Genomic DNA, 10066 nt, shown 5'->3' with positions numbered 1-10066 from the left:
CGGCCAGCGTCCAACCGTTCTTCCGCTCGGTCTCGCTGAGCAAGCCTCGCACGTACGACCGCATCTGCCGCCGGGACTCGACCCTGGGAAACCGCGCGGCGAACCGACCCATGAACGCCTCGAAACTCGCCGACCACCCAGCCGCCATCTCTTCCACCAACACCAAGATCAACTATCACGATACGCAGCTAGATTACAACCTGTCGTTGCAGTATTAGAGTTCCTAACAAGTTGATCAGTTGTGGTGCCTGAAGGCTCATGGTCGTTGATCATGAGCCGAGTCCAGTCGATCGCGCCCGGCCAGGCTCAAGCACCACGTGATCGCCGAGCCGACACCCGCGAGGCGTTTCTCGGTCTGGCCCATGCGTTATCTGCTACCGACACGTCAAAATCTTCTGTCAGGAACTCTCGGCCAGCACACAACGGGCTGGTACGTAACCAACACAGTGCACCCAGCGCCGGAAACCGAACCCCTGGCTGGAAACCGCACTCCAATGTAACCAACAGCGCAAAGCAATCAGACATTATCCGGTAAACCCAGCCCCGGCGACAAGCAGGCCACAAGTAGGCAGACCGTAACTCAACCGTGGCCCACGCTGGCAATCAGCTAGAACGGCGGAACGTCATACCCAACGGGCGTGGTAAGCACAGTCCTGCGCCCGGGAGTGGTGAACTGAGGTTCACCCCGGGCAGTGGACACCGAGTTAGCAGGATTGTGTTCCTGCTGGAAGGATGTCTGTCATGCCTCCTCGTCAGCGCCGGTCGTATACGGCTGAGTACAAGGTCGAGGCTGCGCATCGGGTGATCGATTCTGGTCGGACGATCTCTGAAGTGGCTCGTGAGCTGGGGATTGACCCGGGAATGTTGAGCGTGTGGGTCAAACACGAACGACGCAGGATCACCGCGGCCGAGGCCCACGGGGACACGCCCCTGGAGCCAGCGGAACGAGCCGAGTTGCAGCGGCTGCGCCGACAAGTGGCCGAGCTGGAGAAAGACAACCAGTTCCTGGTAAAAGCTTCGGCGTACTTTGCCGCGATGCAGAAGAATCGACCCGGTTCGAGCTGATGGCCAAGTACGCCGCCTCCAACGACAACGACCCGGGGACTGGCGGCATCAGCTCACCGCGCGACGCACGGTTCTCGGTCCGGCGGATGGCCCGGCTGTTGGGTGTGTCCAGTTCCGGCTACTACGCGCACGTGAAACGTGCTGTGGCCACGGTGCTGACGCCGCGGCAGCAGCGCCGCGCCGACCTGGAGGCCAAGATCACCCAGGCGCACAGGGAATCTGATGGGACCTACGGGTCACCACGGATCACCGCCGAGTTGCGTGGCCAGGGCGAGACAGTGAGCGCCAAGACGGTCGCCAAGGTCATGGCCGAGGTCGGAATCGAGGGCATCAGCCCCCGCACGTTCAAGATCAAGACCACAGTGGTCGATCCGGCCGCGTCGTTCCCGCCGGATTTGGTCGGCCGCAGCTTCGACCAGGGCCGCCTGGACGCCGTATGGTTCACCGATATCACCTATCTGTCCTGCGGTGAGGGTGAGATGTTCCTGTGCGCGATCCGCGACGGGCACTCCCGGAAAGTGCTCGGGCACAGCGTCGCCGGCCGCATCAGTGCCGAGATGGTCTCCACCGCGATCGAGGCCGCCGTGACCACCAGAGGCGGCCGATCCCGTGGCACAGTCCTGCATTCCGACCGCGGCGGTGAGTACACGGCACATCTGACCGCGCAAGCGTGCTTCCGCCACGGCCTGCGGCGCTCGATGGGCGCGACCGGGATCTGCTGGGACAACAGTCCAGCCGAGTCGTTCTGGTCAACGTTCAAACACGAGGAGTTCTACCGGCACGTCTACGCCACCAAGGCGGAACTTGTTGGCGCGGTTGACAAGTGGATCGAGTTCTACAACAGTACTCGGCGGCACTCCGCACTCGGGATGCTCAGTCCCCACGACTACGAGAAGTCACTCCAAGCGACTGCCGCCTGAAACTGCTTAAGCCCCTGTCCACCGTTCGGGGTGAACCTCAGTCGCCGATGGTGATTCCGCTGCGTTGTGGCGGGGTCAGTTCCGCGAACCGGGCGTACGCTTGCACGATTTCGCCGTCGATTTGGTTACGTTGCCGGTGACGGTCTATCACATAGTCAAGAACTTGATCCCGTGTCATCTCGGTGAGCGGGATGTGTGGTGGTTGACCTACCGGACGGAATGGAACAGCGAGCTGTTCGGGCATAAGTCCAGTTTATCGGAAACAGTGCTATTTTACCAGCGGTGGCCACGGTTGAGTTACGGTCTGCCTACTTGTGGCCTGCTTGTCGCTGGGGCTGGTTTTCACGGATAATGTCTGATTGCTTTGCGCTGTTGGTTGCGTTGGAGTGCGGTTTCCAGCCAGGGGTTCGGTTTCCGGCGCTGGGTGCGCTGTGTTGGTTACGTACCAGCCCGTTGTGTGTTGGTTTAGAGTCAGCCGCTTGGGCCTGGCCGGGACAACGCGTATTCCAGCGGGGCAACAGTGGCTCGATTCGTTTCCCCAGGTCGTCCGGGACGATCCATGGCGGCTGCTCACCTTTCCGGGCTCGTTCATGATCAACGATCATGAACCTTCAGGCACCACAAGTGATCAACTTGCCAGGAACTCCAAGGGGCGTGTCCGGAATCGGTCGCCGGGACAGACCAGTCAACCCGACTGGTCGGTGGTCGCGTGCGCGGCACCGACCGGTTTGGACTCAGGAGAGCCGCGTTGTCGCAAGTAGACACTGAAGACGGCCATCGAGCCGATGGCGAGGAACTCCGACTGCCAGTTCTGCAGCGTCCGGTTCCAGAAGTCGGCGGACACCAGGTACTCGCCGTAACCGACGGGATCCTGCAGGCGCCCCACCTGGTCGGAGTTGTACGCGCTGTGCCCGGCAACGGACTGGGCCAGCAAGGACAGCAGGAACAGCCCGCACATGGTCAGGCTCAGCGACCAGGAGAACAGCAGCGTCCGCCAGCCGCCGACGCGTGCCCAGAGCGGGGAATCCTGGCGGGCGTGGCGGCCGACAGCCTGGTCCGACCGGGACTCCAGGCCGATGTCGCGCGGGTGCTTCGACTCGGGGGAACCCAGCTGCATCAGCCAGATCGTGAGCAGGACGTACAGGAAGAACTGCAGGTACTCCGACTGCCAGTTCTCCGCGACGTCCACGGCGAAGTCCGCCGAGGTCACGTAGGCGCCGAAGCTGACCGGTGGTGCCGACATCGCGGCCAGCCGGTCGTTGTGGTCGGCGTGCCCGGCGACCGCCTGGCCTGCCAGCGCCAGCAGGAACAGCAGGCCGAACCCCAGGCTCAGGCCGTTGTCCCGCAGATACCGGGTCGCGCGGTTCACGACGCCAACCCGATGGCGATCATGTAGATCAGCCCGCCGACGACGAGCACGAGGTACACCACGAGGATGCCGCGCGCGATCACGATCCGTCAACCTTGCATCGATAAGGGCCGCTGTCGGAGGACGGTGCGCATCCGGCGCCGATGATCCGCCAGCCCTCGTGGAACTTGCGCAGGAACAGCGTGTCGTGCCCGGAGCGGGCCTGGGCCGTTTCGTCCCATCTGGACACGGCCGTCGGCCGGTCCGTTGGCAGGCGCAGGGTGGACAGCGCCTGGTCGCAGCCTTCGGGCCGCAGGTCGTCGATGTGCCGGACAGCTTCGCGAGCCAGCAGCGCGCAGGCGACGCGCCCGTCGTCACGGGCGAGCGCGGTGACGAACCGATCAGCGGTGTCGCGCACCACCGTGTCCTCCGCTGAACCCGAGCATCCGGCCACGAGCAGAGCGACAGCCGCAACACACATGCACACGACGCGCATGGGGCTGGTTACCCCACGGTGCGCTGGGCTAACCGTTGTCGATCAGGCGTCAGCGAGCGGCCGAACCTTCGGGTGGTTGCCGAGAACACGGATCTGGCCGACCATCGAGGGGGTGAGCGCTGACTGGCACGAGATTCCCGGACCGGCACCGACACCTCCGAACGGCAACCTCGACGACATCGCGGCCGCGGGCGGGTTGCACACGTTCCAGCTGGATCTGCACGAACGACACGGACCGGTCGCGCGGTTCGAATTGCCGAACGCCCGGGTGGTGTCCGTGGCGGACCCGGAACTGCTGGCCGCGACGTCGATGATCAACCAGCGGCCCCAGGAGTTGTTCGAGTTCCTCTCGCCGTTGTTCGAAGCGGGGAACCTGCAGACGATCGGGGAAGCCGAACACGTGCCGTGGCGGCGGTTGCTGTTGTCCGCCCTGGGCAATCACCGGTCGCACGAGGCGCATTTCGACGCGTTCACGCGGATGACGCTGGAACTGGCGGACCGGTGGGCGGCCCAGACGGGGGAGGTGGCGCTGCAGGAGGACCTCAGTGAGCTGTCGTTGCGGCTCATCTGCGAGTACGCGCTGGGTGGCGACTTGGGGTCGTCCCGCCGGACCAGCGCGGCCTTTCGCGACCTGATTGCCGAATACGTGGCACGGCAGTACGGGTTGCCGTCAGCGCTGGGTGCGGAAGGGGCCGCCGAGGCACTGGCCTACGTGCGCGAGACCGTCACGCAGGTCCTGAACTCGCGGCCGCGGGGCTCCGGGCTGATGGGCATGCTGGCCGAGTCCGGCTGGGATCCGGCGCGGATCAGGGACACCGTGCTCGTCGTCGTGATGGCCGGGTACCACACCTCCGGTGTGGCGGTGTCATGGGCGTTGCACCTGCTGGCCGGGCACCCCGAGATCGCCGGACGGCTCCGCGACGAGGTGGACGGCGTGCTCGGCGACCGCCCCGCGCCGTCCTACGACGACCTGAAAGCCCTCGACTACCTCGACCGCGTGGTGAAGGAGTCGATGCGGCGATACCCGCCAGGTCCTTACGCGGCAAGGGAACTCGCGCAGGACACGGAAATCGGCGGCTACCGGGTCCAGGCGGGCACGACGCTGATGTACCCGATCTGGGCGATCCACCTGAACCCGGCGCAGTGGCCGGACCCCGAGCGGTTCGATCCCGACCGGTTCACCCCGGCCGCGTCCGAGCGGAGGGCGAAGTTCGCGTTCATCCCGTTCGGCTTCGGACCCCGCAGCTGCGAGGGCGCCGCGCTGGCGATGGCCGAGATCAAGCTCGTGGTTGCCGTGCTGGTCAAGCGTTTCGAGTTCACGCCGGTGCCGGGGCACGTCGTCACCCCTGTCGAACGGTTCGTGCTGTGGGCGCGAGACGACATCAGGATGACGTTGACGTCCCGCGGCTGAGGCACGGTGTGCAGGTGCTGGGCGCGAGTGTCCTGCTGAGACAGCAGACCGTTGCTCTCGCGGACGACCAGCCCAGCTAGGGTGCGCGTATGACCAATCCGTGGGGGACTGTGGTTTCCGCAGTGCGATCGAGGCCGCATGGCCGTGTCAGTGTGACGTTCACGCCGCAGGGCTGGGAGATCCGGCGCTGCCCGGTCACGCCGGGCGACCTGAGGACCTGGTTCTGGTGGAGTTTCGGCCTCAGCCTGGTCCTGGCCTGGATCGGGGCCATCCCGGTCTTCGCCTTCGACGCACCGAAGCAGGTCGCTTTCGCGTTCGCGGTGCCCGGCGCGGTGCTGCTGGTCGGTCTCGTGCTGTACGGCCTGATCGCGGCCATCGTCGAGTTCGTCGCGGGCATCCTCGTGATCTTCGGCCTGCTCACCCGCAAGGGCAGGCGGCGTCTGTTCGGTGTGTCCGCGCGGGAGCCGCAGGGCTTGCTGATGGTGCTTCCCGCGCACGCGGTGGTAGGTGCCCGTGCGACGCACCACTGGCGCCGCGTGGTGGTCACTGTGCGCATGGTGGACGGTGTGGAGTTCCACTACTCGCGATTCGGGACGCGTCGGCACCGCCGGGCACTCCAGGCGGGGTTCACCGGTCTGCTCGGCAACCGGCTGCAGGCACAGAACGCCTAAGCTGGCTGTGTGCGGCACATAGGAATCCTCGGACACTCCATCCCCGGCTCGGCCCACTGCTACCAGGCGATCGCGAGGCACAGCGAGCAACGACTGGGCGCCTACCAGCACCCGGACATCACGTTGGACTGCATCGCCATGGGACGCAGCATGCCCGCCTGGGAATCCGGCGACCGCGCCGCGGTGCGGGCCATCCTCGCCGAGAGCGTCGCCCGCCTCGCCCGTGCGGGATGCGACTTCTACATCTGCCCGGACAACACCGCGCACCTCGCCATCGACCTCCCCGGCCCGCGGCTCGCCCTGCCGGGCCTGCACATCGCCGAGGTGGTCGCCGCCGAAGCCGCCGCCCGCGGCTTCCACTCCGTCGGAATCCTGGGCACGCGCTGGACGATGACCGCGCAGATGTACCCGAAGGCGTTCGCTGCCCACGGCATCGCGAGCAGGGCGCCGTCACCGGCCGACCAGGACGACATCCAGCGGATCACGTTCGACGAACTCGTGCACGGCGTGTTCACCCAGGCCGCACGCGACCGGTTCGCCGCCGTCGTCTCCAGCCTGCGTGCCGAGGGCTGCGACGCCGTCGCACTGGTGTGCACGGAACACCCGATCCTGCTCACCCCGGACGCGTCGCCGTTGCCGACGCTCGACTCCACGGACCTGCTCGCCCGCGCCGCCGTCGACGCCGCCCTGGACGACCCTGCGTGAGGCACGCCCAGGTGGGTAACCGCGTTGCATGACGAGCTTCGGATACTTTCTGTCCTGTGAGGAGTTCGGGCCCAAGGAGCTGGTCCGCCAGGCCAAGATGGCCGAGGCGGCCGGGTTCGAGCGGCTGTGGATCTCCGACCACTTCCACCCGTGGAACGGTGAACAGGGGCAGAGCCCGTTCGTGTGGTCGGTGATCGGCGCGCTGTCGGAAGTGACCACGCTGCCGATCACCACCGCCGTGACGTGCCCGACCTTCCGCATCCACCCCGCGGTCGTCGCCCAGGCCGCCGCGACCGCGGCGGTGCAGCTCAACGGCCGGTTCACGCTCGGAGTGGGCAGCGGCGAGGCACTCAACGAGCACATCCTCGGCGACCGGTGGCCGTCCGCGGGCATCAGGCTGAGCATGCTGGAGGAGGCCGTCGAGGTGATCCGCAAGCTGCACAGCGGCGACGAGGTCACCCATCACGGTGACCACTACACGGTGGAGAACGCCCGGATCCACACGTTGCCCGACCACCCCGTGCCGATCTACGTCTCGGGATTCGGGCCCAAGGCCGTGCAGTTGGCGGGCCGGATCGGCGACGGGTTCATCTGCGTGATGCCGGACGCCGACCTGCTGCGGAAGTTCCGTGACGCGGGTGGCGGGGACAAGCCCGCGCAGTCGGCACTGAAGGTGTGCCACGCCCCGACCAAGCAAGAAGGTGTGGCGACCGCGCACCGCCTCTGGCCCAACGAGCACCTGCCGGGGGAGCTGGCCCAGGTCCTGCCCACACCACGGCACTTCGAACAGGCTTCGCAGCTCGTGACCGAAGAGATGGTCGCCGAGGCGCTGCCGTGCGGACCGGACCCGCGGCCGTTCGCCGAAGCCGTGCAGGAGCACGTCGACGCGGGATTCGACGAGGTCTACGTGCAGCAGATCGGGCCGGACCAGGACGCCTTCTTCGACTTCTGGCAGCACAAGGTGTTCCCCGAGCTCAGCCGGAAGTGATCGGCTCCGGTTTCAGCCGCCGCCGAAGGTGGCCTTGCCGGGTCCGTCGGTCAGGAACGAACGGATTCCGGTGCGCAGGTCCTCGGTTTCGAACAGGTCGGCCGCGATCCGGGTGACGTGCTGGTTGGCCTCGGCCACGCCGCCGTGTTCGTAGTGCGCGAGCACCTGCTTGGTCGCCGCGTGCGCACGGGTCGGGCCGGTGGCCAGCCGAGCCGCGAACGCGCGGGCGGCCTCGTCGAACCCGGCCTGGGGGAGTACCCGGTTGACCACGCCCCATTCGTGCAACGTCGCCGCTGGGTAGCGGTCGCCGGTGAACACGAACTCCTTGGCCCGCGCCACCCCGGCACGAGCGGCGAGCCGCTGCGTGCCGCCCATCGTCGGCGTCAGCCCGATCACGTTCTCCACCAGCCCGAACTGGGCTTTCTCCGACGCCACCAGCAGATCACACGCCAGCGCGACCTCGAATGTCCACGTCAGACACAGCGCGTGCGCGGCGAACACCGTGGGGAACGGCAACGCGGCGATCCGCTCCGGCACGTCGAGCATCTGGTCGAACAGGTGCTTGGCCTGGTCGGCGTCGGACTGCTCGTCGAACAGCGACACGTCGACGCCACCGCTGACCACCTTGCCTTCCGCGCGGAGCAATGCCGCCCTCGGCGGTCGGGCCTCGAGCAGCCCGATCGCCTCGGCGAACTCGTCCTGCAGCCGCGCGGTGTACAGGTTCAGCGGTGGCGCGTCGATCGTCAGCACGGCCAGGCCGGTCGGGTCACGGTCGAGGCGAAGCAGGTGCACGGGCTGACTCCTGTCATTGGCGGATCTGAAGTGTCCACCGTGCCCTCGCCGTCCCAGCAGTGCCCTGTGGCCCGGATTACACCGACGCTGGCCATGTCCGGTCAGCGGTCGCAGTGGGCCTCGGCGGTCGTCTTGAGGTCGGCCAGCCATGCCCGCAGACCCTGGGCGAGGAACTCGTTGGCCAGCGGTGCGTTCGACTCGACCTGCTGGCCGGTGTGGGTTTCCTCGGTGCGCACGATGGTGCCGCCGCGGACCTTGACGAAGTTCCAGACGTGCACACCGCGATCGATCCGCAGGCCGTCACCGATCGCGGGCCCGGTCCAGCGGATGCACTTGCCCTGCTGCAACTGCTCGACCGTCGAGGTGATCACCAGGGTGGTCGGCGGGGTGACGGGCGTCTGCGGCACCGGGGTGGTCCAGCGGAACTGCGAGTGCTTTCGCAGCGGGCCGCGGTCGAGGCGCTGCGCGGTGGTGACGGGCTTCTGCCACTCCGGCCACCGGTTGATGTCGGTCTGCACCTTCCACACCGTGTGCAACGGCGCGTCGATGAACGTTTCCGTGCGGTACCGGATCTTGGCCGACGGATCGACACCCTGACCCCGGCACGTCAACGAGGACGCCGCGGCGGTGGCGTTCGCGCCGTCGGTGGCGGCTTGCGCAGGCGCGGCACCGATGACCGCGGCGAGCGGGATGGTGAGCAGGGCGGCGCGGCGGACGGTACGCATGATGATCTCCTCGGTCGTGCTGTTCGGCTCGTGATGGCTCAACCTTGTCTCGCCGCTGTGCGGGGTCGCGTCGGTGGGAATTGCGTAGATCGTTCCGTTACGTACTCGCTCGGACCACTCGAACGGAGCCTTTATGTCAATCTGACAAGAAGGCTAGTGTCGACGTCATGACCGACGAGTCCTGGTCGCCACCGGCGGTCCTGATCGCGGTCGATCTGCTGATCCTCACGTTGCGTGACGCACAGCTGCATGTGCTGCTCGTGGAACGCGGCGTCGAGCCGTATCGCGGGCACCCGGCCCTGCCGGGCGGGTTCCTGAACAACGACGAGGAGGACTTGCTGACGGCAGCTCGTCGAGAGTTGCACGAGGAGACGGACCTCGATGGAGTGCGCTTGCACCTCGAGCAGTTGAGCGCCTACGGAGCGCCTGGCCGGGACCCACGCAGGCGGGTCGTGTCCATCGCGTACCTGGCGATCGCGCCTGGCCTGCCGGAGCCTGTCGCGGGGAGTGACGCGTCCGGCGCGAGCTGGCAACCGGTCGAGAGGGTGCTTTCCGGAGCGATGGAGCTGGCCTTCGACCACCGGCGCATAGTCGCGGACGGAGTGGAGCGAGCGCGCGGCAAACTGGAACACACGGCGCTCGCGACCGCGTTCTGCGGCGAGAGGTTCACCATTTCGGAGCTGCAGCAAGTGTACGAAGCGGTGTGGGGCGTCCAGCTCGATCCGCGGAACTTCTACCGCAAGGTCCAGAAGACCGAGGGCTTCATCGTGCCCGTTGGACCGGACCGCAGGACAACGGGTGGACGCCCCGCGCGGCTGTTTCGAGCAGGAGACCGGACGGCGTTGTACCCGCCGATCGTCCGGCCCGAAACGGCCGACATGAGCGAGGGGAACAAGGATGACGAACAACCCGGTGGTGATGCTCACCGCCCTGAACCTTGAGTAC

General features: G+C 66.8%; 12 protein-coding genes and 1 pseudogene. 7 read left to right on the top strand and 6 right to left on the bottom strand.

Annotated features, from left to right (window positions below):
• A pseudogene (locus ALI144C_RS58825) lies at nt 1-148 on the bottom strand (IS701 family transposase); the annotation flags it as partial.
• 593 nt (nt 149-741) lie between these two features.
• Between ALI144C_RS58825 and ALI144C_RS00970 the strand changes: the two are divergent.
• Nucleotides 742-1065: a transposase gene (locus tag ALI144C_RS00970; protein ID WP_076985063.1), complete on the top strand. Its 324-nt coding sequence runs from the start codon at nt 742-744 to the stop codon at nt 1063-1065.
• Nucleotides 1065-1985 (top strand): IS3 family transposase, encoded by a 921-nt coding sequence (locus tag ALI144C_RS00965; RefSeq protein WP_076985062.1) that lies wholly within the window; start codon nt 1065-1067, stop codon nt 1983-1985. The genes ALI144C_RS00970 and ALI144C_RS00965 overlap by 1 nt, the downstream gene beginning before the upstream one ends.
• A 37-nt stretch (nt 1986-2022) precedes the next feature.
• On the opposite strand, the gene ALI144C_RS53935 is transcribed toward ALI144C_RS00965, so the two are convergent.
• The 3 genes from ALI144C_RS53935 to ALI144C_RS00955 form a co-directional block, all read right to left on the bottom strand.
• Nucleotides 2023-2229, bottom strand: a complete 207-nt coding sequence (locus tag ALI144C_RS53935) for a hypothetical protein (RefSeq protein ID WP_143230311.1) — start codon at nt 2227-2229, stop codon at nt 2023-2025.
• A 441-nt stretch (nt 2230-2670) separates the two neighbouring features.
• The gene (locus ALI144C_RS00960) at nt 2671-3354 is read right to left on the bottom strand and encodes a DUF6766 family protein (protein ID WP_076985061.1); all 684 of its coding nucleotides are present in this window, start codon (nt 3352-3354) and stop codon (nt 2671-2673) included.
• A 79-nt stretch (nt 3355-3433) separates the two neighbouring features.
• Nucleotides 3434-3751 carry a hypothetical protein gene (locus ALI144C_RS00955; RefSeq protein ID WP_143230310.1) on the bottom strand — a complete coding sequence of 106 codons (318 nt, stop codon included), beginning with the start codon at nt 3749-3751 and terminating at the stop codon, nt 3434-3436.
• 190 nt (nt 3752-3941) lie between these two features.
• Here ALI144C_RS00955 and ALI144C_RS00950 point away from each other — a divergent pair, with 190 nt between their 5' ends.
• From ALI144C_RS00950 to ALI144C_RS00935, 4 genes are all read left to right on the top strand, one after another.
• A complete protein-coding gene (locus tag ALI144C_RS00950; protein ID WP_076985060.1) occupies nt 3942-5240 on the top strand; it encodes a cytochrome P450 in 1299 nt (432 codons plus the stop codon).
• Nucleotides 5241-5329: 89 nt separating this feature from the next.
• Nucleotides 5330-5911: a hypothetical protein gene (locus tag ALI144C_RS00945; protein WP_143230309.1), complete on the top strand. Its 582-nt coding sequence runs from the start codon at nt 5330-5332 to the stop codon at nt 5909-5911.
• Between the two features lie 9 nt (nt 5912-5920).
• Nucleotides 5921-6616 carry an aspartate/glutamate racemase family protein gene (locus ALI144C_RS00940; RefSeq protein ID WP_076985058.1) on the top strand — a complete coding sequence of 232 codons (696 nt, stop codon included), beginning with the start codon at nt 5921-5923 and terminating at the stop codon, nt 6614-6616.
• 28 nt (nt 6617-6644) lie between these two features.
• Nucleotides 6645-7604, top strand: coding sequence for an LLM class F420-dependent oxidoreductase (locus ALI144C_RS00935; RefSeq protein WP_076985057.1), 960 nt, complete (start codon nt 6645-6647; stop codon nt 7602-7604).
• 12 nt (nt 7605-7616) lie between these two features.
• Here ALI144C_RS00935 and ALI144C_RS00930 read toward each other — a convergent pair whose 3' ends face one another.
• Both ALI144C_RS00930 and ALI144C_RS00925 read right to left on the bottom strand, forming a co-directional pair.
• Complete coding sequence (locus tag ALI144C_RS00930) at nt 7617-8390, bottom strand: enoyl-CoA hydratase/isomerase family protein (protein WP_076985069.1); 774 nt, start codon at nt 8388-8390, stop codon at nt 7617-7619.
• A gap of 107 nt (nt 8391-8497) precedes the next feature.
• A complete protein-coding gene (locus ALI144C_RS00925) occupies nt 8498-9121 on the bottom strand; it encodes an SRPBCC family protein (protein ID WP_076985068.1) in 624 nt (207 codons plus the stop codon).
• 167 nt (nt 9122-9288) lie between these two features.
• On the opposite strand from ALI144C_RS00925, the gene ALI144C_RS00920 reads away from it, so the two are divergent.
• A complete protein-coding gene (locus ALI144C_RS00920) occupies nt 9289-10062 on the top strand; it encodes an NUDIX hydrolase (RefSeq protein ID WP_076985056.1) in 774 nt (257 codons plus the stop codon).
• The last annotated feature ends 4 nt before the right edge of the window (nt 10063-10066 follow it).

Source organism: Actinosynnema sp. ALI-1.44 (assembly GCF_001984155.1).
Classification (GTDB): Bacteria; Actinomycetota; Actinomycetes; order Mycobacteriales; family Pseudonocardiaceae; genus Kibdelosporangium.
The sequence above is the reverse complement of the archived record's forward strand: the minus strand, read 5'-3'. Positions and strand labels throughout refer to the sequence as shown.

What these genes read in the sequence shown, in the direction of transcription:
- ALI144C_RS00920 (WP_076985056.1), top strand. Translation starts at nt 9,289, where the DNA reads ATGACCGACGAGTCCTGGTCGCCACCGGCGGTCCTGATCGCGGTCGAT.
- ALI144C_RS00925 (WP_076985068.1), bottom strand. Translation starts at nt 9,121, where the DNA reads ATGCGTACCGTCCGCCGCGCCGCCCTGCTCACCATCCCGCTCGCCGCG.
- ALI144C_RS00935 (WP_076985057.1), top strand. Translation starts at nt 6,645, where the DNA reads ATGACGAGCTTCGGATACTTTCTGTCCTGTGAGGAGTTCGGGCCCAAG.
- ALI144C_RS53935 (WP_143230311.1), bottom strand. Translation starts at nt 2,229, where the DNA reads ATGCCCGAACAGCTCGCTGTTCCATTCCGTCCGGTAGGTCAACCACCA.
- ALI144C_RS00970 (WP_076985063.1), top strand. Translation starts at nt 742, where the DNA reads ATGCCTCCTCGTCAGCGCCGGTCGTATACGGCTGAGTACAAGGTCGAG.
- ALI144C_RS00945 (WP_143230309.1), top strand. Translation starts at nt 5,330, where the DNA reads ATGACCAATCCGTGGGGGACTGTGGTTTCCGCAGTGCGATCGAGGCCG.
- ALI144C_RS00965 (WP_076985062.1), top strand. Translation starts at nt 1,065, where the DNA reads ATGGCCAAGTACGCCGCCTCCAACGACAACGACCCGGGGACTGGCGGC.